Here is a 24,618-nt window from a genome sequence, read left to right as displayed (position 1 = left end):
TCATGGACGACGACCGCATACGGATCCGCCCCATGACCCTGGCCGACTGCGACCGCGTCGCCGAGATCCGCGTCGGGGGCTGGCGCGGCGCCTACCAGGGCCTGATACCTCAGTCGTATCTGGACGCCATGGACGTGGCCGAGGACGCCGAGCGCCGCCGTGCGTATCTCTCGCGGGGTGACGAAACCGTGGTGGACCTGGTCGCCGAGCGCGGCGGCGCGGTCGTGGGCTGGGCCTGTCACGGGCCGTACCGGGACGGCGAAGTGCGCACAGCGGACGCCGAGTTGTACGCCATCTACGTCGCCCCCGGACGGTACGGCGCCGGCATCGGGCATGCCCTGCTCCAGGAGTCGGTGCGCCGGTGCGTGGCCGCCGGGCGGGCCCGGATGCTGCTGTGGGTGCTGAAGGGCAACACCGGCGCGCGGCGCTTCTACGAGCGGGCGGGTTTCCGGGCGGACGGGGCCGAGGAGCCGTTCGACGTGGGCGGGGCCGAGGTACCGGAGGTGCGGTACGCGCGGGAGCTCGCGGATCACCGTTGAGCGGGGATGCGAGCCAGTGCCCGCACGGCCGCCTCCGCCAGGGCCGGGTGGGCGAGGGCCTCGTTGAGGACCTGTCTGGCGCGGGCGTCGCCCATCGCGCCCAGGCCCTCCACACAGGCGAGGGCCACTCGGCGATAGGGGTCGTGGGGGCGCAGCCGGCGTTCCAGGGTGGTGATCAGGGCGGGGACGGCCTCGGGTGCGCGCAGTTCCACCAGGAGCCACACGGGGTGCAGGGCGTAGGCGACGCGGAGCTCGTTGGTGGCGAGGGCGGCTGCCGCGCGTGCGGTGCGCGGGTCGCCGAGGCGGGCGAGGGCGTGGGCCGCGGAGACACAGCGCTCCGGGTCGCGGTGGTTCAGGAGGAGGACGAGGGACTCGAAGGCCCGGCGGTCCCCGGCGAGGCCCAGCCGGAACGCGGCCAACTCCCTGGCCCACAGCGGCTGTCCGGGCGCGGTGAGCACATCGGCCAGTTCGTCCATGTCCCCGGTCGCCACGAGGCGGTCGTACGCGGCCGACGCCCCGGACTCCTGCCGTAAGCGCTCCGTGAGTGATCGCAACTCTTCGTCCATGAAGCCGAGCGTATGCAAGCGGCCGGAGTCACGGGACCTACATCACAAAGACGGGGACTGGCGCGCTCGTTACCCGCCGGTTAAGCTCATACGAGCGAGTCACCCACTCGCACATCTGCTTGCAGCGGCCTGGTGACGCAGCCGCTGCGAGTGTCGGTCGGTTCGGTACTTCACGTACCGCAGTACGACCCGGCTCCGGGACAGGGCCGGTCGGATCCACCGTTCCCCGAGACGTGTTCATGTCTCGCGGCCACGGCACCGGGCGTGTGCGCCAGTAGCCCGGCACAACACCCGCACTCACTTCTCCTCGCACCCGGTGCGCCTCGTCGGCGCACCTGGGGGCGCTTCCAGTCGTCACCCTCATTCCTGGAGTCCCGCCATGGCCACTCCCCTGTCCGACACCCCTCTGTCCCCGCTCCGGACCGTCGCCGTCGTCGGCCTCGGCACCATGGGCACCGGTATCGCCGAGGTCCTCGCCAAGGCCGGTCGCGAGGTCATCGGCATCGACATCAGCGAGGCCGCGACCGGCAAGGCCGTCGCCACCCTGGAGTCCTCGACCGCCCGCGCCGTGCAGCGCGGCCGGCTGACCGAGGACGAGCGCACGAGTGCCCTCGCCCGCGTCCGCACCAGCACCGACCTGCGGGCCGCCGCCGACGCGGACCTGGTCATCGAGGTGGCTCCGGAGTCGTACGAGATCAAGCAGCAGATCTTCCGCGAGCTGGACGGCATCGTGCGCCCCGAGACGATCCTGGCGACCGGCACCAACGCCCTGTCGGTCACCCGGCTGGCCGCCGACTCGGCCCGCCCCGAGCGGGTGCTCGGGCTGCACTTCTTCAACCCGGCGCCGGCCATGCGGCTGGTCGAGGTCGTCTCCTCGGTGCTGACCGCGCCGACGGCCGTCTCCGCCGTCACCAACCTCGCCCTGGACCTCGGCAAGGAGCCCGTCGCGGTCGGCGACCGGCCCGGATTCGTCGCCGACGGGCTGCTGTTCGGCTACCTCAACCAGGCCGCCGCGATGTACGAGGCCAAGTACGCCTCCCGCGAGGACATCGACGCGGCGATGCGGCTGGGCTGCGGACTGCCGATGGGCCCGCTGGCCCTGCTCGACCTGATCGGCGTCGACACCGCGCGCACGGTCCTGGACGCCATGTACGCCGAGTCCCGCGACCGGCTGCACGCCCCCGCGCCGATCCTCAAGCAGCTCAGCGAGGCGGGCCTGACGGGCCGTAAGTCGGGCCGCGGCTTCTACACCTACGAGGCTCCCGGCAGCGCCACCGTCGTGCGGGACGCGCTGACGCCGCTGGAGGGCACCGCCCTCACCCCCGGCCGTACCGTCCGCTCGGTCGGTGTCGCGGGCTCCGGCACGATGGCGTCGGGCATCGCGGAGGTCTTCGCCAAGGCCGGGTTCGAGGTCGTGCTCGCGGCCCGCACCGAGGAGAAGGCGCAGGCGGCGAAGGCCCGGATCGGCAAGTCGCTGTCCCGCTCCGTCGACAAGGGGCGGATGACGGCCGAGGCCGCCGCGCAGACCCTGGACCTGATCACCGCGGCCGGTACGTACGACGCCTTCGCCGAGGTCGACCTGGCCGTGGAGGCGGTCGCGGAGGACCTGGAGATCAAGCGGCAGCTGTTCGCGACCCTGGACAAGGTCTGCAAGCCGGGCGCGGTGCTGGCCACGACCACCTCCTCGCTGCCCGTCGTCGCCTGCGCCCGCGCCACCTCGCGTCCGCAGGACGTGATCGGCATGCACTTCTTCAACCCGGCGCCGGCGATGAAGCTGGTCGAGGTCGTCCGTACGGTCCTGACGGCCGACGACGTCCACGCGACGGTCCGCGAGGTCTGCGCCAGGATCCGCAAGCACGCCGTGGACTGCGGTGACCGGGCCGGCTTCATCGTGAACGCGCTGCTGTTCCCGTACCTGAACAACGCGATCAAGATGGTGCAGGAGCACTACGCCTCGCTGGACGACATCGACGCGGCGATGAAGCTGGGCGGCGGCTACCCGATGGGCCCGTTCGAGCTGCTGGACGTCGTCGGACTCGATGTCTCGCTGGCGATCGAGAAGGTCCTGCACCGCGAGTTCCGCGACCCGGGCCTCGCTCCGGCTCCCCTGCTGGAGCACCTGGTCGCCGCCGGCTGCCTCGGCCGCAAGACGGGTCGCGGCTTCCGCGAATATGCCCGACGCTAAGGGGCGGCCCGGCGACTGGTTCAGAGACGGTCAGGAGTGGGGCGGGCTGCTGGAGCCCGGCAGCTCTCCCCCGCCCACCCAGGGCGGGGGATACCCCGTACATGCGCATCAAGCTGCGCACATGCAGTACGTTCGGGTCATGTCCCAGCCCGCCAAGTCCTCACGTACACCAGCAACGCCCGACGCGCCGGAAAGTGCCGCCGGCAGTCGCGCGGCCGCCCAACGGCTCAAGATGCGCCGCGAACTGGCGGCCGCGGCCATGGAGCTGTTCGCGACCAAGGGGTACGAGGCGACCACCGTCGACGAGATCGCGGCCCGGGCCGGGGTCGCCCGCCGCACCTTCTTCCGGCACTTCCGCTCCAAGGAAGAGGCGATCTTCCCCGACCACGACGACACGTTGATCCGGGCGGAGGCGGTGCTGAACGCGGCGCCCGCGCACGAGCACCCGCTCGACACCGTGTGCCGTGGCATCAAGGAAGTCATGAAGATGTACGCGGCCCGGCCGGAGATCTCGGTCGCCCGCTACAAGCTCACGCGCGAGGTGCCCACCCTGCGCGAGGCGGAGATCGCGTCGGTGGCCCGCTACGAGCGACTCTTCACCCGCTACCTCCTCGGCCACTTCGACGAGCACGCGCACGACGACGACGCCAACGACGACCCGCTGCTCGCGGAGGTCGCAGCGTCCGCCGTGGTCACCGCGCACAACCACGTGCTGCGGCGCTGGCTGCGCGCGGGCGGCCAGGGCGACGTGGAGACGCAGCTCGACCATGCCTTCGCGATCGTGCGCAGGACGTTCGGGACCGGGATCGGGGCGGGCCGGGACACCACGCCGCGCACGGCACCGGCGTCCGTGGCGGCGCAGGGCGAGGTGCTGGTGACGGTGGCCAGGACGGACGCGCCGCTGGACGAGGTGATGCGCACGATCGAACAGGCGCTGAAGGAACGGGCCTAGGGCCTGTCGTTTGGATCATGCCGGCGTCGCGGGGCCTGGCACGCACATCTGCCGCGTTGTCGTCACTCGCCGACGCTCCGCGTCGACTCCCTCCTCCGCCTTGCAGCTGCACGCACCAGACCCCGCTCGGCTCGGCCGACAGGAGCAGTTCCTCTCAACCGACCTGATCCAAACGACAGGCCCTAGGACCCGCGAGGGAATCATTTCGCGGAGGCGGCCGTTCTCCATCCGAAGCCGGATCTTGACGGCGTGTGACGGATGTTGGGGGTTGCCATGCAGACGAACGACCCGAACAAGCTCGAAGTGACGGTGGCCGACGGGCGGCGTATGACCCTGTCGCTCCCCGCCACGGACGCGAAGTGGGCGGCCGACGGTATCCGGGGCCTGCGTCCCGTCCCGCCCACCCACACCGGCCACGGCGAGGAGCCCCCGGCCCTTCCCGAGCGCCCCGCGCTCCCGCTGGACGTGGCCCTGCTGGGCCTGGGGGCCTGAGCCTGCCCCGCCGGCGGGTCACGCCGGATCTCGTGGCCTGACAGGCGCATCCGCGCACTGGACGAGGCTCCGGGCGGCCGACGTGATCCGCCGGACAGGGACCGGTCGCTCCTCCCCCGGGTGGAATGCCGGGCGATCCGGTCGTCCGGCGCACCGGCGAGCCGGTACGGCCCCAGCACACCGCCGGCCGGACTCAACCGGCACCGCCCCTCGACAGCCGTACGGTCGGCGTGTCCACGCCCTGCCGCCTCGTCCGACCTCCAGGGGCCGCGCCACCGCCGCCTCGGGGATCTACGGCCCCGCAGCGCGCCCTCAGGGGCGATCGGCGCGCCAGGCCGACGCACGCCCCCCAGCCCGTGCGCGTGCCCGCCCTGCGACCCCCACCCGTCCCGCAGATGGCTTCCAGGTGACCGATGCGCCCGATTGGCACCTACTCGTCGGTAGCTTTGATCGATCATCGCTCATTTGTTGCGTAAAGATTTCATCTGAGAGCAAGTTCTGGCACCCAGTGCCTTGCCGGATGACACGCCGTGCCATACGTTGAAGGAGTCCGGGCGGCCGGCGTGCAGAGACCTTTCGTACGTCGGCTGTCCCCGCAAGTCCCTCCAGGGGCCTGCGCGCCCGGCGCCTGCGTCACAGGCAACCTCCCGCGCCACAAAGCGCTGCCGAACAGCACAGATCGCCGAACCGACGGCAACCACCAACACCCCTCAGCAGCACCGACGTAACCCTCAGCACCCCTCCCTCAGGGTGCGTATCGCCGGAGGCAACACCGTGACCGTGAAGGACATCCTGGACGCGATCCAGTCGCCGGACTCGACGCCGGCCGACTTCGCCGCCATGCCGCTCCCCGAGTCGTACCGCGCGATCACCGTGCACAAGGACGAGACGGAGATGTTCGCGGGCCTGGAGACCCGCGACAAGGACCCGCGCAAGTCGATCCACCTGGACGAGGTTCCGCTGCCGGAACTCGGCCCGGGCGAGGCCCTGGTCGCCGTCATGGCATCGAGTGTCAACTACAACTCGGTGTGGACCTCGATCTTCGAGCCGCTGTCCACCTTCGGATTCCTCGAGCGCTACGGCCGCGTCAGCGAGCTCACCAAGCGCCACGACCTGCCGTACCACATCATCGGCTCCGACCTCGCGGGCGTCGTCCTGCGCACCGGCCCCGGCGTCAACGCCTGGCAGCCCGGTGACGAGGTCGTCGCGCACTGTCTGTCCGTCGAGCTGGAGTCCAGCGACGGCCACAACGACACCATGCTCGACCCCGAGCAGCGCATCTGGGGCTTCGAGACCAACTTCGGCGGCCTCGCCGAGATCGCGCTGGTCAAGTCCAACCAGCTGATGCCCAAGCCGGGTCACCTCAGCTGGGAGGAGGCCGCCGCTCCGGGGCTCGTGAACTCCACCGCGTACCGGCAGCTGGTCTCCCGCAACGGCGCCGGCATGAAGCAGGGCGACAACGTCCTGATCTGGGGCGCGAGCGGCGGACTCGGCTCGTACGCCACGCAGTTCGCGCTGGCCGGTGGCGCCAACCCGATCTGCGTGGTGAGCAGTCCGCAGAAGGCCGACATCTGCCGCGCGATGGGCGCCGAGGCGATCATCGACCGCAACGCCGAGGGCTACAAGTTCTGGAAGGACGAGCAGACCCAGGACCCGAAGGAGTGGAAGCGCTTCGGCAAGCGCATCCGCGAGTTCACCGGCGGGGAGGACATCGACATCGTCTTCGAGCACCCCGGCCGCGAGACCTTCGGCGCCTCGGTCTTCGTCACCCGCAAGGGCGGCACCATCACCACCTGCGCTTCGACCTCGGGCTACATGCACGAGTACGACAACCGCTACCTGTGGATGTCGCTGAAGCGGATCATCGGCTCGCACTTCGCCAACTACCGCGAGGCCTGGGAGGCCAACCGGCTCATCGCGAAGGGCAAGATCCACCCGACCCTCTCCAAGGTCTACGACCTGGAGGAGACCGGACAGGCCGCGTTCGACGTGCACCGCAACCTCCACCAGGGCAAGGTCGGCGTCCTGTGCCTCGCCCCCGAGGAAGGTCTCGGCGTGCGCGACGAGGAGATGCGCGCCAAGCACATCGACGGCATCAACCGCTTCCGCAACATCTGAGACACCCGAGGTCATAGATGACTGAGCGTCAGAACGCCGACGAGGCAAGGGAGAAGGACCGGCCGTGGCTCATGCGCACGTATGCCGGTCACTCCACGGCCGAGGCGTCCAACGAGCTGTACCGGCGCAACCTCGCCAAGGGCCAGACCGGTCTGTCGGTCGCGTTCGACCTGCCGACGCAGACCGGCTACGACTCCGACCACATCCTCGCCCGCGGCGAGGTCGGCCGGGTCGGCGTACCGGTGGCCCATGTCGGTGACATGCGCAGGCTGTTCCAGGACATCCCCATGGAGCAGATGAACACCTCGATGACGATCAACGCCACCGCCATGTGGCTGCTGGCGCTCTATCAGGTCGTTGCCGAGGAGCACGGCGCGGACATCACCAAGCTCCAGGGCACGACCCAGAACGACATCGTCAAGGAGTATCTGTCGCGGGGGACCCATGTCTTCCCGCCGGGGCCCTCACTCCGGCTGACGACGGACATGATCGCGTACACGGTCTCCCACATCCCGAAGTGGAACCCGATCAACATCTGCAGCTACCACTTGCAGGAGGCGGGTGCCACTCCGGTTCAGGAGATCGCGTACGCGATGTCCACCGCGATAGCGGTTCTCGATGCCGTACGCGATTCAGGGCAGGTCCCCGCCGAGAAGTTCGGGGACGTCGTGGCCCGTATCTCCTTCTTCGTGAACGCGGGCGTCCGCTTCATCGAGGAGATGTGCAAGATGCGGGCGTTCGGGCGGATCTGGGACCAGGTCACGCGCGAGCGCTACGGCATCGAGAACCCCAAGCAGCGCCGCTTCCGGTACGGCGTCCAGGTCAACTCCCTCGGTCTGACCGAGGCGCAGCCGGAGAACAACGTCCAGCGGATCGTGCTCGAAATGCTGGCCGTGACGCTGTCGAAGGACGCACGCGCGCGTGCCGTGCAGTTGCCGGCCTGGAACGAGGCGCTGGGTCTGCCCCGGCCCTGGGACCAGCAGTGGTCGCTGCGCATCCAGCAGGTGCTCGCCCATGAGAGCGATCTGCTGGAGTACGAGGACATCTTCGACGGCTCGCACGTCATCGAGGCGAAGGTGAGCAAGCTGGTCGAGGACTCGCTCGCCGAGATCGAGCGGATCCAGGAGATGGGCGGCGCGATGGCGGCCGTCGAGTCCGGGTACCTCAAGTCGCAGCTGGTCTCGTCGCACGCCGAGCGCCGGGCCCGGATCGAGTCCGGGCAGGAGAAGATCATCGGCGTCAACATCTTCGAGACGACCGAGCCCAACCCGCTGACGGCCGACCTCGACACCGCCATCCAGACGGTGGACCCGGCCGTCGAGGCCCGGGTGATCGCGGCACTCCAGAAGTGGCGCGACACCCGCTACCAGCCCCCCTTCAACCACCCTCGTCCCTGCAAGGCGCTGGAGCGGCTGAAGGAGGCCGCCAAGGGCACCGAGAACCTCATGGAGGCCACCCTGGAGTGCGCCCGCGCCGGAGTCACGACCGGCGAGTGGGCCGGGGCCCTGCGCGAGGTGTTCGGGGAGTTCCGGGCGCCGACGGGCGTGTCGTCCGCGCCGGTCGCCATCCCCGCCGAGGAGGGCTCGGCGCTGTCGCAGGTCCGCCGCAAGGTCGACCTGACCGCCAAGGACCTGGGCGTCGGCAAGCTCCGCTTCCTGGTGGGCAAGCCGGGCCTGGACGGGCACTCCAACGGTGCCGAGCAGATCGCGGTGCGCGCGCGTGACGCCGGCTTCGAGGTGGTCTACCAGGGCATCCGGCTGACGCCGGAACAGATCGTGGACGCGGCCCTCGCGGAGGACGTGCACGCGGTCGGCCTGTCGATCCTCTCGGGCTCGCACGCGCAGCTGGTGCCGGACGTGCTGGAGCGGCTCCGTGTGGCCGGTGCCACAGATATACCTGTGATCGCCGGTGGCATCATCCCGAATGGTGATGCCGAGCTGCTCAGGGCCGCCGGTGTGGCCGCCGTCTTCACCCCGAAGGACTTCGACATCACCGGAATCATCGGCCGCATCGTCGACGAGATCCGGAAAGCGAACAAGCTCGACCCCCTGGAGGTCCCCGCATGACGACCGCCCACCCGTCGCCCGCCACCACCCTTCCAACGAGCGGCTCCGCCGCACACCTCCCGAACCGCCTTCGCCCCCGGCGTTCCTGCCTGGCGGTACCGGGCTCGAACCCCCGCTTCCTGGAGAAGGCGCAGGGCCTCCCGGCGGACCAGGTCTTCCTCGACCTGGAGGACGCGTGCGCGCCGCTCGCCAAGCCCGAGGCGCGGCACACCATCGTCAAGTTCCTCAACGAGGGCGACTGGACGGGCAAGACGAGGGTCGTGCGCGTCAACGACTGGACGACCGAGTGGACGTACCGCGACGTCGTCACGGTCGTCGAGGGCGCCGGCCAGAACCTCGACTGCATCATGCTGCCGAAGGTGCAGACGGCTGAGCAGATCGTCGCCCTGGACCTCCTGCTGACCCAGATCGAGAAGACGATGGGCTTCGAGGTCGGCAAGATCGGCATCGAGGCGCAGATCGAGAACGCACAGGGCCTGAACAACGTCAACGAGATCGCGACGGCCTCCCAGCGCGTCGAGACCATCATCTTCGGCCCGGCCGACTTCATGGCGTCCATCAACATGAAGTCGCTGGTCGTGGGCGAGCAGCCGCCCGGCTACCCGGCGGACGCCTACCACTACATCCTGATGAAGATCCTTATGGCCGCCCGCGCCAACAACCTCCAGGCGATCGACGGCCCCTACCTCCAGATCCGCAACATCGACGGCTACCGCGAGGTCGCCCAGCGCGCCGCGGCCCTCGGCTTCGACGGCAAGTGGGTGCTGCACCCGGGCCAGGTCGAGGCGTCCAACGAGATCTTCTCGCCGTCGCAGGAGGACTACGACCACGCCGAGCTGATCCTGGACGCGTACGACTACTACACGTCCGAGGCGGGCGGCAAGAAGGGCTCGGCGATGCTCGGCGACGAGATGATCGACGAGGCCAGCCGCAAGATGGCCCTGGTCATCTCCGGCAAGGGCCGTGCGGCCGGCATGCAGCGCACCTCGAAGTTCGAGATCCCGGAGGCCTGAGCGCGATGCAGTTCGGACGCACCTACGAGGAGTTCGAGGTCGGGGCGACGTACAAGCACTGGCCTGGAAAGACGGTCACGGAGTACGACGACCACCTCTTCTGTCTCCTCACCATGAACCACCACCCGCTCCACATGGACACCAACTACGCCGAGAAGACGACGGACTTCGGCAAGAACGTGGTGGTCGGGAACTACATCTACTCCCTGCTGCTCGGCATGTCCGTCCCGGACATCTCCGGCAAGGCCATCGCCAACCTGGAGATCGAGTCGCTCAAGCACGTGGCGCCGACCTTCCACGGCGACACGATCTACGGCCAGACGACCGTGCTCGACAAGTGGCCGTCGAAGTCGAAGAACGACCGCGGCATCGTCTACGTCGAGACCAAGGGCTACAAGCAGGACGGCACGCTGGTCTGCGTGTTCCGCCGCAAGGTGATGGTGCCGACCGAGACGTACATCAAGGAGCGCGGCGGCGAGCAGCCGGGCCGCCCCGAGCTCAAGGAGCAGGAGAAGTAGCCATGGCGCGACTCGCCCAGACCGCCGGTCTGACCGACATCCAGCAGGAGATCCTGTCCACCGTCCGCGACTTCGTGGACAAGGAGATCATCCCGGTCGCGACCGAGCTGGAGCACCGCGACGAGTACCCGCAGCAGATCGTCGACGGCCTCAAGGAACTGGGCCTCTTCGGCCTGATGATCCCCGAGGAGTACGGCGGTCTGGGCGAGTCGCTCCTGACGTACGCCCTGTGCGTCGAGGAGATCGCCCGCGGCTGGATGTCGGTGTCCGGCATCATCAACACCCACTTCATCGTGGCGTACATGCTCAAGCAGCACGGCACGCAGGAGCAGAAGGACCACTTCCTGCCGAGGATGGCGGCCGGCGACATTCGCGGCGCCTTCTCGATGTCGGAGCCGGCGCTGGGCTCCGATGTGTCGGCCATCACGTCGAAGGCGGTGAAGGACGGCGAGGAGTACGTCCTGAACGGCCAGAAGATGTGGCTCACGAACGGCGGCACGTCAAGTCTGGTCGCCGTACTCGTCCGAAGTGACGAAGGACACCCCGAGGGCACGGCGCCCCACAAGTCGATGACGACCTTCCTCGTCGAGAAGGAGCCCGGCTTCGGAGAGGTCCGCCCCGGCCTCACCATCCCCGGCAAGATCGACAAGATGGGCTACAAGGGCGTCGACACGACCGAGCTCATCATGGACGGCCTGCGCATTCCGGCCGATCGGGTGCTCGGCGGCGTCACCGGGCGAGGTTTTTACCAGATGATGGACGGCGTCGAAGTCGGCCGCGTCAATGTAGCGGCGCGTGGCTGCGGCGTCGCTCAGCGTGCCTTCGAGCTGGGTGTTCAGTACGCCCAGCAGCGACACACCTTCGGCAAGCCGATCGCCCAGCACCAGGCCATCCAGTTCAAGCTGGCCGAGATGGCTACCAAGGTCGAGGCCGCGCATGCCATGATGGTGAACGCGGCTCGCAAAAAGGACTCCGGGGAACGAAACGACCTTGAGGCTGGGATGGCGAAGTACCTCGCCTCCGAGTACTGCAAGGAGGTCGTGGAGGACGCCTTCCGGATCCACGGCGGCTACGGCTTCTCCAAGGAGTACGAGATCGAGCGCCTCTACCGTGAGGCTCCGATGCTGCTGATCGGTGAAGGTACCGCCGAGATCCAGAAAATGATCATTGGTCGCAGGTTGCTCGAAGAGTATCGGTTCCAGGGCTGAATATCCGGATTCGGGGTGTTTTCTTGGAGAAGAAGATCACACCCCGTCAGCGCTCTTCAGCCGCCGACTCGGCTTCCTGGCTTGCCCAGTTGTGGCCCGCGACCGGTACGATCCCGGGAAAGCCGCCGTCCCCTGATACCGCGCGGCATCATCCGCTACGAAGGTCATCCATGCCCCACAGCCAAACCTCTGCACCACGCGACAGCCAGGTCGGCGGCGTACGCCTCGCGCGCGGAGCATCGCCGTGGCTTCTCCCGACCGTCGCCACCGCAGCCGTCAGCCTGCTGCGCGCCCGCCGCTCCGGCGCCGCCAAGGCCGTCGCCGTGCCCGCCACCGCTCTCGCGGCGGGCATGCTGTGGTTCTTCCGCGACCCCGAGCGTGAGATCGCCCAGGGCCGGGTCATCTCGCCCGCCGACGGTGTGGTGCAGAGCATCATGCCGTGGAAGGACGGCCGTACCCGCGTCGCGATCTTCATGAGCCCGCTGAACGTCCACGTCAACCGTGCGCCGCTGGCCGGCACGGTCACCTCCGTGGAGCACATCCCGGGTGGGTTCGTTCCGGCGTTCAACAAGGAGAGCGAGAACAACGAGCGCGTAGTCTGGCATTTCGACACCGAGCTCGGCGACATCGAGATGATCCAGATCGCCGGCGCGGTGGCCCGTCGCATCGTTCCCTACATCCCGCAGGGCACGAAGGTCGAGCAGGGCGACCGTATCGGTCTGATCCGCTTCGGCTCCCGTGTCGACATCTACCTGCCCGAGGGCGTGGAGGTCGCGGTCGAGGTCGGGCAGAAGACCGTGGCTGGGGTGACTCGCATTGACCGTGATTGATCCTGAGACTCAGCCGGGCTGGGTGCCGGAGGCCGATGAGGTGGACGAAGAGGAGGAGATGCCTCTTTCTCTCCGCCTGTCGATAGCGGACACCCTCACGCTCGGCAACGCCACGTGCGGCTTCATGGCGGTGTACTTCACCACCACCGGCATCCTGATCCCGCACCTCACCGGCAGCCAGGAGACCGGCATGGCCCGCCACAGTGCGGCCACGGCGGTCATCCTGATGCTCTGCGCGGCGGTTTTCGACCTGTTCGACGGCCTGGTCGCGCGCAAGCTGCGCTCCTCCCCCATGGGCGCGGAGCTGGACAACCTGTCCGACCTGATCAGCTTCGGCCTGGCGCCCGCGTACTTCGTCCTGGTCTACGGCATGGTCGCCGACGACGCGCACCAGCGGGTGGCGGCGGTCGGCGCGATCGTGGTTCTGCTGGCGGTGGTGCTGAGACTCGCCCGGTTCTCGTGCGTGACGCCGCCGAACGGCATGTTCCAGGGCATGCCCTCGCCCTTCGGGGCGCTGACGGTGGTCTCGATCGTGCTGCTCGAGCTGCCGTTCGTGGCGACGCTGCTGGCGATCCTGGGCACGGCGTGGCTGATGGTCAGCCGGGTCGAGTACCCGAAGCCGCGGGGACGCCTCGCGGTGGCGATGCTCGCCTGGATCGTGGTCAGCATGGGTCTGCTCGCGGCGTGGGCGTTCGACGCGCCGAGCGGGCAGCTGCTGCTTCAGACGGGATGTGCGCTCCAGCTGGTGATGGGCGCGGTGATTCCGCTGTTCGCCACGGCTCGCCGGGTGAACAACTTCCGTGACAACCGGCGCGAGGCGCGGGCGGCACAGCTCCCGTAGCCAGCCGTGCCGAAGCCGTACGCGGCCGTACGACACCAGGAAGGGCCCCGAGCCGGTCGGCTCGGGGCCCTTCGTCGTACCGTGCGTCGGCGGCGTCGGCTCAGCTCAGGAAGTCCTCCGCGATCCGCTCGGCCACCCGCTCCAGGATCGGCCCCGCGTCCGCGATGCACTTCGCGACGTCCGGCTCGACCTCCGTCAGCGGATACGCCCGCCGGATCCCCGCCCGCCCCAGTGCCTCCGGCAGCAGCGCCAGCCGGCCGCACACCGCGACGACCTCCTTGTCGGCGGCGCGGGCGGCGGCGGCGACGCCCGCCGGGGCCTTGCCGTGCAGGGTCTGCTCGTCCAGGGAGCCCTCGCCGGTGATCACCAGGGTCGCCCGCTCCAGCGCCGGCGCGAAGCCCAGGACGTCCAGCATGACCTCGATGCCGGGGCGGAACCGGGCACCGAGGAGGAGGGCGCCGTAGCCGATGCCGCCCGCCGCACCCGCGCCGGGCGCCGCGGCGTGCTCGGCGGCCCTGGTGCCGACCGAGTCCTCCAGCACCTTCGCGAAGTGCCCGAGCGCCGCGTCCAGGGTCGCCACGTCGTCCGGCGAGGCCCCCTTCTGCGGGCCGTACACAGCGGGCGCGCCCTTCGGGCCGGTCAGCGGATTGTCGACGTCGCTGGCGAGCACCAGGTCGACGGAGGCGAGCCTGGGGTCCAGATCCGAGAGGTCGGCCGTGGCGAGGTCGCCGAGGCCGCCGCCGCCCGGGGCGACCGGCTCGCCGTCCGCGTCCAGGAAGCGCGCGCCCAGCGCGGTCAGCATCCCGGCGCCGCCGTCCGTCGTCGCGCTGCCGCCGACGCCGAACACGATCGTGCGGGCACCGGCGTCCAGCGCGGCCCGCAGCAGCTCCCCGGAGCCGAAGGTGGACGCCGTCAGCGGGGCGAAGACACCCGCGGGCAGCCGCTGGAGGCCGCTCGCCTCCGCCATCTCCACGACCGCCGTGTCGCCGCGCAGCGCGAACGCCGCCGTCACCTCGTGCCCGAGGGGCCCGGCGACCCGTACCTCCCGCCGCTCGAACCCGGCCGCGACCGCCGCGTCGACCGTCCCGTCGCCGCCGTCGGCCACGGGCATGGCCTCCACCTGGAGGTCCGGCACGACTCGGCGCAGACCGGCCGTCACACGCTCGGCGACCTGTACGGCCGTGAGCGACCCCTTGAACTTGTCCGCGGCGATGAGCACGCGCTGTGTCACCTGTTTTCCCCTTGCTCTCCGGGCCTCGCGCATGTCAAGGCCAGTCGCGCCGCTGCGACCTTAACCGGAGTCCGCCCCCGCCGTCATGCGCTGACCGGACCTTGAGAACTGCGCAGGAACCCCGTGGGCGTGCCCTGAGAACTCCCTGTGGCCGGTTGCCGAACCCGGAGCGGATGCCCCCGGAATTGGGTAAACCGGTCCTATGACCCCTGTGGGCACTGAGCCAGAGCTCGCCGACCGCGTCCTCGGGGGCTGGCTGGGCCGGATCGCGGGCAACATGCTCGGCAAGCCGGTCGAGCAGGGCGACCTGTGGACGCGGGACCGTATCGACCGCTATCTGCGGCAGGCCGCCGCCCTGCCCCTCACCGACTATCTGCCGGAGCCCGTCGACGAGAGCGACGGATTCGAGCTGCGGCCCGAGTGGCGCCAGTGCGTACGGGGCCGTATCCACGGCAGCTGCCGCGACGACGACGTCGACTACGCGATCCTCGGCCTGGACCTGCTGGAGACCTACGGTTTCGGCTTCAGCACCGAGCAGGTCGGTGACCTGTGGCTGCTGCGGCTGCCGTACCTCCAGACCTTCACGGCGGAGCGGGCGACGTACCGCAACCTGGCCAACGGTCTGAAGCCGCCGCTCACGGCCACCTACGACAATCCGTACCAGGAGTGGATCGGCGCACTCATCCGCGCCGACATCTACGGCTGGACCTGTCCGGGCCTCCCCCGCCGGGCCGCCTCCCTCGCCCGCCGGGACGCGGTGCTCTCGCACACCGGCAACGGGGTGTACGGCGCGATGTGGGCGGCGGCGCTGATCGCGGCGGCGTTCACGGCGCCCACGATCCGGCGGGCGGTCGACGAGGCGCTCGCCGTCATCCCGGCGAGCAGCCGTCTCGCCCGCACCGTACGCCGGGTCGTCTCGCTCCACGACACCCGGATGACCTGGGAGGACACGCTCACGACGGTCGCCGAGGAGACGGCCGGGCTGGGCTGGATCCACACCATCCCGAACGCGGCCGTGCTCACCGCCGGGCTGCTGTACGGCGACGGCGACTTCACCCGCACCATCACGCTCACCGTCCGGGGCGGCCTGGACACCGACTCCAACGGGGCTACGGCCGGTTCGGTGGCCGGAGTCCTGACCGGGGCGGAGGCGATCCCGGACCAGTGGACCGGGCCGCTGGAGGACACGGTCCGCAGCGCGGTGTTCGGGTACGACGGAATGCGGATCAGCGAGCTGGCGGAACGGACGGTGCGGCTGGCGGAGGCGGAGGTCTGACCGGCCGGTGGCCTGATCGGCCGGGGAGCCTGGCTACCCTTCCCCCATGACCTCAACGCCGGACTTCGCCGCCTACATCGCCTCCCTCCCCCGCGTCCTCGCCGGTGCCGCCGCCCTCTTCCGGGACGGTGCGGGCCGGGTGCTGCTCGTGGAGCCCAACTACCGTGAGGGGTGGGCGTTGCCGGGCGGTACGGTCGAGTCGGACGACGGTGAGACACCCCGGCAGGGGGCGCGCCGGGAGACGGCCGAGGAGATCGGGCTGGACCGGGAGCTGGGTCCGCTGCTCGCGGTGGACTGGGTGCACTGGACGGGCCGGCCGCCGCTGGTGGCGTATCTGTACGACGGTGGCGTCCTCGGCGAGGACGACCTCAAGGCGATCCGGCTCCAGGAGGAGGAGCTGCTGTCCTGGCGGCTGGTCGCGCGCGAGGAGATCACCGCGCATCTGCCGGGCTCCCTGGGCCGCCGAGTCCTGGCCGGGCTGGACGTCCTCGCGGACGGCGGCGGGACGGTGGAGCTGGAGAACGGCCACCGGGTGGGCTGACCCGGGCGCGGGCCCGGCCCTCGAATATCCATTCGCCGCCCGCACGGCGACCGTCCTACCCTCGGCATCATGACCAAGCCCCTCGTCGCCCTGCTCAGCGGCGCCGGTATCAGCACGGACTCGGGCATCCCCGATTACCGGGGGCCGAACGGGCTGTGGCGCCGGGACCCGGAGGCCGAGAAGCTCGTGACGTACGAGTACTACATGGGCGATCCGGAGATCCGGCGGCGCTCGTGGCAGATGCGCCGCAAGAACCGCACGCTCAAGGCCGAGCCCAACGCGGCGCACCGGGCGGTGGCCGAGCTGGAGCGGTCCGGGGTGCCGGTCAGGGTGATCACGCAGAACGTGGACGGGCTGCACCAGCTCGCCGGGCTGCCCGCCCGCAAGGTGCTCGAACTGCACGGCAGTGCGCGAAGTGTGGTGTGCACGAAGTGCCATGCGCGCGGGCCGATGGAGGACGCCCTCGCGCGGGTGGAGGCCGGTGAGGAGGACCCGCCCTGTCTGGAGTGCGGCGGGATCCTGAAGTCGGCCACCGTCATGTTCGGGCAGCGGCTCGATCCGGCGGTCCTCGGTGAGGCGGTCGCGATCAGCAAGGCCTGCCAGGTGTTCATCGCCGTCGGCAGCAGCCTCCAGGTGCAGCCCGCCGCCGGTCTCGCGGGCGTCGCCGCCGACCACGGCGCCCGGCTCGTCATCGTCAACGCCGAGCCGACGCCGTACGACGAACTCGCCGACGAGGTGATCCGCGAGCCCATCGGCACCGCTCTGCCGAAACTGCTGCGCGGTCTCGGCGGGTGACGGAGAATCCGATCATGACTTCCGCGATACGCCATACGACGATCGACTCCGCCGACGCCTACCGCCTCGCCGGCTTCTGGTCCCAGGTGCTCGGTCTGCCCGTGCACGAGGACGACCAGCCGGGGGACGAGGACGTGCTGATCGAGGGGGCGGGGCTGCTGTTCGTGACCGTCCCCGAGCCCAAGTCCGGCAAGAACCGGGTGCACCTGGACCTTCAGCCGCAGGACCGCACCCGGGACGAGGAGGTCGAGCGCCTTCTGGCCCTCGGCGCCACGCTGGTCGACGACCGCCGCAACCCGGACGGCAGGGGCTGGGCGGTCCTCGCCGACCCGGAGGGCAACGAGTTCTGTGTGGAGCGCGGTGCCGCCGAACGGGTCGGCTGACGTGAACTCCCCCTGGAACAGGGCTTTCTGGAAGCGGAATTTCTAGAACAGGCCCTTCTGGAAGAGGGCGGTTCCGCCCTCGAAGTCCAGCAGCCGCTGCTTGCGGGCCAGGCCGCCGCCGTAGCCGGTGAGGCTTCCGCTCGCGCCGACCACACGGTGGCAGGGGACGATGATGCCGATCGGGTTCTTTCCGTTGGCGAGGCCGACCGCGCGGGAGGCGCCGGAGTTGCCCAGGGCGTCGGCGAGTTGGCCGTAGGAGCGGGTCTCGCCGTATGGGATCTGCCGTAGCTGTTCCCAGACGGTGCGCTGGAACGGCGTTCCGCGCAGGCTCAGTTCGAGGGTGAACTCCTTCAACTCGCCCGCGAAGTAGGCCTCCAGCTGCTCCTCCGCCTCCGCGAAGGGGGTCTGGTCGCGGGTGCCGAAGGTCTCCTCGGCCGGGCGGTGACGCTGCTCGGTCATGTAGAGGCCGCACAGGACGCCGTCCTCGGCGACGAGGGTGAGAGGGCCGTACGGGCTGTCGATCAGGGTGTGCTGTTTCACCGGGTTTCCTTACACGGGGAGGAAGTTGATCGGGTGGCTGTCCGTCGCCCACAGGTACTGCACGGCATACGCGCGCCAGGGGCGCCAGGCCGCCGCGCGGGCGGTGAGGGCCGCCGGGGTGGACGGCAGGCCCAGCTCCTGGGCGGCGCGGCGGATGCCGAGGTCGGTGGGGAGGAAGGCGTCGGGGTCGCCGAGGGCCCGCATGGCGATGACGTCGACCGTCCAGGGGCCGAAGCCGGGGAGGGCGAGGAGCCGGGCCCGGGTCTGCGGCCAGTCGCTGTCGGGGCCGAGGCGCAGCTCGCCGTCGGCGAGCCGGCGTACCAGTGTGGTGAACGTCGTACGGCGGGTCCGGGGCATCGCCAGCGACTCCGGGTCCACCCCGGCCAGCGCCTCGGGCGACGGGAAGAGGTGGGTGAGGCCGCCCTCGGGGTCGTCGATCCGTTCGCCGTGCGCGGTGACCAGCCGGGCCGCGTGCGTGCGTGCGGCGGCGGTGGAGACCTGCTGGCCGAGCACGGCCCGTACGGCGAACTCGGCCTCGTCGACCGTGCGCGGCACCCGCCGTCCGGGCGCCTTGTCGACCAGTGGCGCGAGCTGCGGATCCGTACGCAACTGGTCGTCGATCGCGACCGGATCGGCGTCCAGGTCGAGCATCCGGCGGCAGCGGCTGATCGCGACGGTGAGGTCGCGCAGGTCGCCGAGGGTGAGGCGGCAGGCGATGTGGTCGGGCTGCGGGGTGAGGGACACGATGCCGTGGCCGTACGGCAGCCTGAGGGTGCGCCGGTAGGCGCCGTCCCGCCACTCCTCCACGCCGGGTACGGCGGTCGCCGCGAGGTGGCCGAAGAGATTGTCGGGGTTGAGGGGGGCGCGGAACGGCAGCCGCAGGGTGAGGGCGCCGGTGGTGTTGCCGGGAGTGTTGCGGGGCGCGCGGGTGCGCAGGTCGGTCGGCGAGAGGGCGAAGACCTCGCGGACGGTGTCGTTGAAGGTGCGGATGGAGGCGAAGCCGGCCGCGAAGGCGATGTCCGCCATGGTCAGGGGCGTCGTCTCGATGAGCAGCCGGGCGGCCTGGGCGCGCTGGGCGCGGGCCAGGGCGAGCGGGCCCGCGCCGAGTTCGGCGAGAAGCTGGCGTTCGACCTGCCGGGTGCTGTAGCCGAGGCGGGCGGCGAGGCCGGGCACGCCCTCGCGGTCCACGACGCCGTCGGAGATCAGGCGCATCGCCCGGGCCACGAGGTCGGCTCGCTGGTTCCACTCCGGGGAGCCGGGGCTGGTGTCCGGGCGGCAGCGCTTGCAGGCCCGGAACCCCGCCTGCTGGCAGGCGGCCGCGCTCGGGAAAAACCGCATGTTCTCCGGCTTGGGCGGGACCACCGGGCAGCTGGGCCGGCAGTAGATCCCGGTCGTGACGACCGCGGTGAAGAACCATCCGTCGAAGCGGGCGTCCTTGGACTGTACGGCGCGCACGCAGCGCTCCGTGTCGGTGTGCATCCCCTTCTGCATACGTCCAGCATCGGCCACGGGCGCGGCGAGGGCTGGCGAGAATCCGACATCAACCTCGTCTGTGCTGGGAGCCGCCGGATCACCTCGCCGACCGAGCGGAGGAGTCGCTACGAGGCGTTCGGGCCGGGAGCCGGCCCCGTGCCCCGCAGCTCCTGAATGGTCCCGCCCAGTCGCGGCCGGAGGGTTTCCAGCAGCACCGGTTTGGCGCTGACCACCCAGCGGGTGCCGACAAGGTACTCGCCGCCGTAGACGGCGGCCGAGTCCAGCCAGGTCAGCTTGTACTTCTCCGCGGGGAACGTCGTGATGAGGAAGTCGCCCTCCTCGGTGTGGCAGACCCCCTCACGCAGTTGGTCCGCTTCGGTCCGGATCTTGACCTTGCAGCCGGTCAGGCCGGCGATCACCTCGACCTTCGCCGGTGCCACGACGCCGGCCACGGTGGCGGAGACGTTCGTCTGGCTGCTCCGAGCGGCGGCCGGCTTGTCGTCACCGCCGCCGCACGCGGTGACGGTGAGCACGAGGGGCAGACCGCAGGCCGCCGCGGCGAGTGCCGTGCGTCCTCTGCTTCCTCGGCTTCCCCGGTGGCTTTCTCGGTGGTTTCCTCGGTGTGGCTGCACGCGGGGTGGTACGGATCAAGGCCGGACGCCGTTCACCTCGTGCGTCACGGGGACCCGGTCGGCAGCCATCGGGCGACGTAGGCCCGCAGCCCGTCGAGTCCGGCGCCGCGTGCGACGTAGCCGAGGTGGCCGTCGGGCCGTACGAGTCCCTGGGCGACGTCCGGCCAGGGACTCCGGTCGCCGAGGCGGTGCACGGTGATCAGGCCGGCCCGGCCGGCGAGGATCGGGGCGAGCCGCTCGTCCGGCCAGAGGTGCGGCGGGCCGGACAGGAGGAGATGCCAGCCGGGGGCGGTCGTCCGTGCCTGGAGCCCTCGGGGCAGGTCGGGCAGCCGGTCCCCGGCGCGGGGGCCGCGGCGGGGCGGTCGGCCGCCGGTCGCGGAGGCGGGGCTGCGGCGGTAGTGGATGCCGAGTTCGGAGACGGTGCGGAAGACCCGACGGCGCAGCACGGTGGCGTACTCGACCAGCGGCGCGAGGCGTGGGACGAGACGTTCGCGGGCGATCCGGAGGACGGGATTCGGGCTGGTGCCGATGACGAAGGCGCGGTCGGTGAACCGCCGTACGTCATGGCCGACGGGGACGCGCTCTGCCCCGTAGGTGTCCAGCAGGTCCTCCGGCGCGGCGCCCCGGCACACGAGGGCGAGTTTCCAGCCCAGGTTGAGGGCGTCCTGGATGCCGGTGTTCATGCCCTGGGCCCCGGCCGGGCTGTGGATGTGTGCGGCGTCGCCGGCGAGGAAGAAGGGGCCGCTGCGGTAGCGGTCGGCACCGCGGTTGTGGAGCCGGAACTCGGTCATCCAGACGGGATCCCGAAGGACCAGGCCCTCCGCGCCGTTGCGCTCCGCGATCCGCTGGAGCATCGGCACGGTCACCTCGCCGTCGGGGGCGTCGGACGGCCGCATCGCGAGCATGCGCCAGGAGGCGGGCGAGACGAGCGGGAAGAAGAACACCATCCCGCCGCCGGTCATGTACGAGTGCACGGCGCCGGGCTCCAGGCCGTCCACCTCCAGGTCGGCGAGCAGATACGTCTGTGGATAGGCGTACCCCTCGAAGCCGATGCCGGCCTGTTCGCGCACGGTGCTGTGCGCGCCGTCGCAGCCCACGACATAGCGGGCCGTCACGCTCTCCTCCGTGCCGTCACGGCCGCGCAGCCGGCCCTCGACGTGCGGTCCCCGCCGCTCCAGCCCCACCAGCTCGGTGCCGCGCTCGACCGTCACGTCCCGGTCCGCCAGGTGCTCACCGAGCACGCTCTCCGTCTCGGCCTGGGAGAGGAACAGCAGGTAGGGGTACGGCGTGTCGTTCGCCCCGATGTCGAACAGCGGCACCGACACCGTGCGCCGCCTCAGATGCAGCCGCAGCCCCACCGCGGGGTTGCCGCGCGCCACGAGTTCCTCAGTCACCCCGAATCCCGCCAGTGCCTCCAGGGTGCGGGGCTGGATGCCGAGCGCCCGGGACTCGCGTACCCGGTCCAGGGAGCGGTCGACGATCCGGAACCGGGTGCCGTAGGCGCTCAGTTGGGCCGCGAGCGCCAGCCCGGTGGGACCGGCGCCCACGATCAGCACGTCCAGTGGTGGTGTCATGGGTCCACGGTAGGCAGGCGGCCTCCGTGTCGGGTCAGTGGCCGTAGGGCGGCTCGAAGCAGCCCGTCTCCGGGTACGGGCCGTTGGCCTGCACCTCGTAGTTGGACTTCTGCACGAACGCGGTGACGCAGGCGTCGTCGTGGACGCGCAGACCGACGAGTGCCCCCTCGGGCGTGACGTAGTGGTCGTGCTCGAAGCGCTGGAACATCTCCCGGACGGTCAGTGTGCCGCCGAGCCGCTTGCCGTCCCGGGTCACGCGCTCCTCCTCGTAGCCGAGCCGGAGCAGGGCCGCTCGCACCGACGCGGGGTCCCATGTGCGCTGTTCCCACAGCCGCTGGAGCACCGGCCTGATACGGGCGGCCTCCCGCTCGGCGTCCTTCGCGTGAGCGGGCGTCATCTCGCCGGCCCGTCGGTAGGCGTTGTTCTCGTTGTAGTGCGGCGCACCGTCGCCGGCGCCCGGCTCCACGTAGGGGGAGGCTCCCGTTCCGCCGGTCGGTGCGGAGGTGCCGGGCGAGGTGCCGGGAGAGGTGAAGGGCGAGGTGCCGGGCGAGGTGGCGGGCGAGGTGGCGGGCAAGGCCTCGGGCGAGGCGCCGGCCGCCGCGTCCGAGGCGCGCAGCTCACCGCAGGCGGTCATGGTCACGGCCGCGACCAGGACGAGGGCAGCCGCGGCGAGGGAAGCACGACGGGACGATGCTGACGTGGACATGAAGCGACGCATGAGGCGACCCTCTCACCGTGACCGGCTTCCCGGCACCGTCTTTGTGCGGAGCTGGTCCGAGTACGCGTACTCAGAGACGCGCGGCGAAGGTGTCGTAGGCGCGCTCGTCGAAGAGGACGAACCGGATCTCCTCGACGTCGGTCCGCGCCTCGCGCACCGTGTCCACCGCGATACGCGCGGCATCCTCCATCGGCCACCGGTACACCCCGGTGGAGATCGCCGGGAAGGCCACCGTGCGGGCGCCGAGTTCGTCGGCGACGCGTAGGGACTCGCGGTAGCAGGAGGCCAGCAGGGCGGAGCGGTCCTCGGTGGTGGACCAGACCGGGCCCACCGTGTGGATCACCCACCGCGCGTCCAGGTCACCGGCCGTCGTCGCGACCGCCTGGCCGGTCGGCAGGCCCTTGCCGTACCGGGAGGCGCGCAGGTCTCGGCACTCGGACAGGATCGCGGGGCCGCCTCGGCGGTGGATGGCGCCGTCGACTCCTCCCCCGCCGAGGAGGGAGGAGTTCGCGGCGTTGACGATCGCGTCGACGGACTCGCGTGTGATGTCGCCCTGGACGAAGTTGATGGTGGTCATGGCTGTCTCCATAGCAGTCGGCAGTCGGCGGACGGCAGTCAGCAGTCGGCAGTCAGCAGTCGGCAGTCGGCAGTCGGCAGTCGGAGCAGTCCTGACCGGTGACGGCGGGCCGGGGAGGGTAGGTCGTTCGAGCCGTCTCAGGGCTCCTGTCGCAGCCGCCGCCACACCGCCTTGGCGGCGTTGTGTCCCGACATGCCATGCACTCCGGGGCCGGGCGGGGTCGCCGACGAGCAGATGAAGACCGCCGGGTGCGGGGTGGCGTAAGGGAAGAGCGACAGCTTGGGGCGCAGCAGGAGTTGGAGTCCCGAGGAGGCGCCGGAGCCGATGTCGCCGCCGACGTAGTTGGCGTTGCGGGCGACGAGTTCGGCGGGGCCGGCCGTCGCACGGGCGAGCACGCGGTCGCGGAACCCTGGGGCGAAGCGCTCCAGTTGACGCTCGATGGCGTCCGTGAGGTCTCCGGTCCAGCCGTTGGGCACATGCCCGTAGGCCCAGAAGACCTGTTTGCCCTCAGGGGCCCGGGTGGGGTCGGCCACGCCGGGCTGCACGGTGATCAGGAACGGCTTGCCGGGCGCCCGGCCCTCCTTGGACACGGCGCGCAGCGCGGTGTCGATCTCGGCGCTGTTCCCGCCGATCTGCACGGTGCCGGCCCGCCGGGCCTCCGCCGCGGTCCACGGCACCGGGCCGTCGAGCGCGTAGTCGATCTTGAAGACCCCGGGACCGTAGCGATAGCCCTCGTAGTAGCGGCCGAAGCCGGCGATGCGGGCCAGCGCGGTCGGCGAGGTGTCGAAGACGTAGGCGCGCGCGGGCGGCAGGTCGTCGAGCCGCTTGACCTCGTAGTCGGTGTGGACGGTGCCGCCGAGGTCCTTCAGATACGCGGTGAGGGCGTCGGAGATGGACTGGGAGCCACCGCGGGCCACGGGCCAGCCCCGGGCGTGGGCGGCGAGGGCGAAGACCAGGCCGATGGCGCCGGTGGCGAAGCCGCCGAGGGGGGCCATGACGTGGGCGACGAGACCGGCGAACAGCGTCTTGGCCCGCTCGTCCTGGAAGCGCCGCATCAGCCAGGTCGACGGGGGCAGCCCGACCAGGCCGAACCGGGCGAGGGTGACCGGGTCGCGGGGCAGAGCCGTCAGCGGCAGGGACATGAAGTCCCGGGCCAGCGTGTCCCACTTCGTCAGGAACGGCTCGACCAGCCTGCGGTACGGTCCCGCGTCGCGCGGTCCGAAGGAGGCGGCGGTCTCGGCGACGGACCGGGCCAGCACGGCGGCCGTGCCGTCGGCGAACGGGTGAGCCATCGGCAGGTCGGGGTGCAGCCACTCCAGTCCGTAGCGGTCGAGCGGCATCGCACGGAACGCGGGTGAGTTGATACCCAGCGGGTGCGCGGCGGAGCACGGGTCGTGCCGGAAGCCGGGCAGGGTCAGCTCCTCGGTGCGGGCGCCCCCGCCGACCGTGTCCCGCGCCTCGAAAACGGCCACGGAGAAGCCGCGGCGGGCCAGCTCCACGGCAGCGGTCAGTCCGTTCGGCCCCGCTCCCACCACGACCGCATCGAGCAT

The 24,618-nt window shown here is 70.8% G+C and carries 24 protein-coding genes; 15 read left to right on the top strand and 9 right to left on the bottom strand.

The window, feature by feature from the left end; translation table 11 throughout:
• Positions 1 to 2: 2 nt before the first annotated feature.
• Positions 3 to 539, top strand: coding sequence for a GNAT family N-acetyltransferase (locus ACIQWG_RS30165; RefSeq protein WP_404101376.1), 537 nt, complete (start codon positions 3 to 5; stop codon positions 537 to 539).
• Here ACIQWG_RS30165 and ACIQWG_RS30160 read toward each other — a convergent pair.
• Positions 530 to 1,105 (bottom strand): adenylosuccinate lyase, encoded by a 576-nt coding sequence (locus tag ACIQWG_RS30160; protein WP_404101374.1) that lies wholly within the window; start codon positions 1,103 to 1,105, stop codon positions 530 to 532. The genes ACIQWG_RS30165 and ACIQWG_RS30160 overlap by 10 nt on opposite strands.
• A gap of 379 nt (positions 1,106 to 1,484) precedes the next feature.
• Here ACIQWG_RS30160 and ACIQWG_RS30155 point away from each other — a divergent pair, with 379 nt between their 5' ends.
• The 10 genes from ACIQWG_RS30155 (at position 1,485) to pssA (ending at position 13,328) form a co-directional block, all read left to right on the top strand.
• Positions 1,485 to 3,290: a 3-hydroxyacyl-CoA dehydrogenase family protein gene (locus ACIQWG_RS30155; protein WP_404101372.1), complete on the top strand. Its 1,806-nt coding sequence runs from the start codon at positions 1,485 to 1,487 to the stop codon at positions 3,288 to 3,290.
• Between the two features lie 139 nt (positions 3,291 to 3,429).
• Positions 3,430 to 4,242, top strand: coding sequence for a TetR family transcriptional regulator (locus ACIQWG_RS30150; RefSeq protein ID WP_404101370.1), 813 nt, complete (start codon positions 3,430 to 3,432; stop codon positions 4,240 to 4,242).
• 273 nt (positions 4,243 to 4,515) lie between these two features.
• Positions 4,516 to 4,734: a hypothetical protein gene (locus tag ACIQWG_RS30145; RefSeq protein WP_404101369.1), complete on the top strand. Its 219-nt coding sequence runs from the start codon at positions 4,516 to 4,518 to the stop codon at positions 4,732 to 4,734.
• Positions 4,735 to 5,514: 780 nt separating this feature from the next.
• Complete coding sequence (gene ccrA, locus ACIQWG_RS30140; protein ID WP_404101828.1) at positions 5,515 to 6,852, top strand: crotonyl-CoA carboxylase/reductase; 1,338 nt, start codon at positions 5,515 to 5,517, stop codon at positions 6,850 to 6,852.
• A 17-nt stretch (positions 6,853 to 6,869) separates the two neighbouring features.
• A complete protein-coding gene (locus tag ACIQWG_RS30135) occupies positions 6,870 to 8,918 on the top strand; it encodes a protein meaA (protein WP_404101367.1) in 2,049 nt (682 codons plus the stop codon).
• Positions 8,915 to 9,931, top strand: a complete 1,017-nt coding sequence (locus tag ACIQWG_RS30130; protein WP_404101366.1) for an HpcH/HpaI aldolase/citrate lyase family protein — start codon at positions 8,915 to 8,917, stop codon at positions 9,929 to 9,931. The genes ACIQWG_RS30135 and ACIQWG_RS30130 overlap by 4 nt, the downstream gene beginning before the upstream one ends.
• Before the next feature lie 5 nt (positions 9,932 to 9,936).
• Positions 9,937 to 10,449, top strand: a complete 513-nt coding sequence (locus ACIQWG_RS30125; RefSeq protein ID WP_030948303.1) for a MaoC family dehydratase — start codon at positions 9,937 to 9,939, stop codon at positions 10,447 to 10,449.
• Positions 10,450 to 10,451: 2 nt separating this feature from the next.
• The gene (locus ACIQWG_RS30120) at positions 10,452 to 11,657 is read left to right on the top strand and encodes an acyl-CoA dehydrogenase family protein (protein WP_364427670.1); all 1,206 of its coding nucleotides are present in this window, start codon (positions 10,452 to 10,454) and stop codon (positions 11,655 to 11,657) included.
• Between the two features lie 170 nt (positions 11,658 to 11,827).
• Positions 11,828 to 12,487, top strand: coding sequence for a phosphatidylserine decarboxylase (locus tag ACIQWG_RS30115; RefSeq protein WP_404101827.1), 660 nt, complete (start codon positions 11,828 to 11,830; stop codon positions 12,485 to 12,487).
• A gap of 22 nt (positions 12,488 to 12,509) precedes the next feature.
• On the top strand, positions 12,510 to 13,328 hold the full coding sequence (pssA, locus tag ACIQWG_RS30110) for a CDP-diacylglycerol--serine O-phosphatidyltransferase (RefSeq protein WP_403451631.1): 819 nt from the start codon (positions 12,510 to 12,512) through the stop codon (positions 13,326 to 13,328).
• Between the two features lie 100 nt (positions 13,329 to 13,428).
• Here the strand turns inward: pssA and ACIQWG_RS30105 are convergent, their stop codons facing one another.
• Positions 13,429 to 14,592: a glycerate kinase gene (locus tag ACIQWG_RS30105; RefSeq protein ID WP_404101365.1), complete on the bottom strand. Its 1,164-nt coding sequence runs from the start codon at positions 14,590 to 14,592 to the stop codon at positions 13,429 to 13,431.
• A 169-nt stretch (positions 14,593 to 14,761) separates the two neighbouring features.
• Here ACIQWG_RS30105 and ACIQWG_RS30100 point away from each other — a divergent pair, with 169 nt between their 5' ends.
• From ACIQWG_RS30100 to ACIQWG_RS30085, 4 genes are all read left to right on the top strand, one after another.
• Positions 14,762 to 15,835: an ADP-ribosylglycohydrolase family protein gene (locus tag ACIQWG_RS30100; RefSeq protein ID WP_404101364.1), complete on the top strand. Its 1,074-nt coding sequence runs from the start codon at positions 14,762 to 14,764 to the stop codon at positions 15,833 to 15,835.
• 46 nt (positions 15,836 to 15,881) lie between these two features.
• Entirely contained in the window at positions 15,882 to 16,376 is a 495-nt protein-coding gene (locus ACIQWG_RS30095) for an NUDIX domain-containing protein (RefSeq protein WP_404101362.1), read from the top strand.
• A 69-nt stretch (positions 16,377 to 16,445) separates the two neighbouring features.
• Positions 16,446 to 17,171, top strand: coding sequence for an SIR2 family NAD-dependent protein deacylase (locus ACIQWG_RS30090; RefSeq protein ID WP_404101360.1), 726 nt, complete (start codon positions 16,446 to 16,448; stop codon positions 17,169 to 17,171).
• A 14-nt stretch (positions 17,172 to 17,185) separates the two neighbouring features.
• Entirely contained in the window at positions 17,186 to 17,554 is a 369-nt protein-coding gene (locus ACIQWG_RS30085; RefSeq protein ID WP_404101358.1) for a VOC family protein, read from the top strand.
• Positions 17,555 to 17,596: 42 nt separating this feature from the next.
• Here the strand turns inward: ACIQWG_RS30085 and ACIQWG_RS30080 are convergent, their stop codons facing one another.
• The 7 genes from ACIQWG_RS30080 to ACIQWG_RS30050 form a co-directional block, all read right to left on the bottom strand.
• Positions 17,597 to 18,094 carry a methylated-DNA--[protein]-cysteine S-methyltransferase gene (locus ACIQWG_RS30080; protein ID WP_404101357.1) on the bottom strand — a complete coding sequence of 166 codons (498 nt, stop codon included), beginning with the start codon at positions 18,092 to 18,094 and terminating at the stop codon, positions 17,597 to 17,599.
• 9 nt (positions 18,095 to 18,103) lie between these two features.
• Complete coding sequence (locus ACIQWG_RS30075; protein ID WP_404101825.1) at positions 18,104 to 19,573, bottom strand: DNA-3-methyladenine glycosylase 2 family protein; 1,470 nt, start codon at positions 19,571 to 19,573, stop codon at positions 18,104 to 18,106.
• 119 nt (positions 19,574 to 19,692) lie between these two features.
• Complete coding sequence (locus ACIQWG_RS30070) at positions 19,693 to 20,100, bottom strand: hypothetical protein (RefSeq protein ID WP_404101355.1); 408 nt, start codon at positions 20,098 to 20,100, stop codon at positions 19,693 to 19,695.
• Positions 20,101 to 20,243: 143 nt separating this feature from the next.
• Positions 20,244 to 21,773 (bottom strand): FAD-dependent monooxygenase, encoded by a 1,530-nt coding sequence (locus tag ACIQWG_RS30065; RefSeq protein ID WP_404101354.1) that lies wholly within the window; start codon positions 21,771 to 21,773, stop codon positions 20,244 to 20,246.
• Positions 21,774 to 21,807: 34 nt separating this feature from the next.
• Positions 21,808 to 22,479 (bottom strand): hypothetical protein, encoded by a 672-nt coding sequence (locus ACIQWG_RS30060; protein ID WP_404101352.1) that lies wholly within the window; start codon positions 22,477 to 22,479, stop codon positions 21,808 to 21,810.
• An 82-nt stretch (positions 22,480 to 22,561) separates the two neighbouring features.
• Positions 22,562 to 23,068 carry an O-acetyl-ADP-ribose deacetylase gene (locus ACIQWG_RS30055; RefSeq protein WP_404101351.1) on the bottom strand — a complete coding sequence of 169 codons (507 nt, stop codon included), beginning with the start codon at positions 23,066 to 23,068 and terminating at the stop codon, positions 22,562 to 22,564.
• 137 nt (positions 23,069 to 23,205) lie between these two features.
• Positions 23,206 to 24,618, bottom strand: a complete 1,413-nt coding sequence (locus ACIQWG_RS30050) for a phytoene desaturase family protein (RefSeq protein WP_404101350.1) — start codon at positions 24,616 to 24,618, stop codon at positions 23,206 to 23,208.

Origin of the sequence: Streptomyces sp. NPDC098781 (genome assembly GCF_044759995.1) — a bacterium.
Lineage (GTDB): Bacteria > Actinomycetota > Actinomycetes > Streptomycetales > Streptomycetaceae > Streptomyces.
This window is presented reverse-complemented; position numbering and strand designations above follow the sequence as displayed.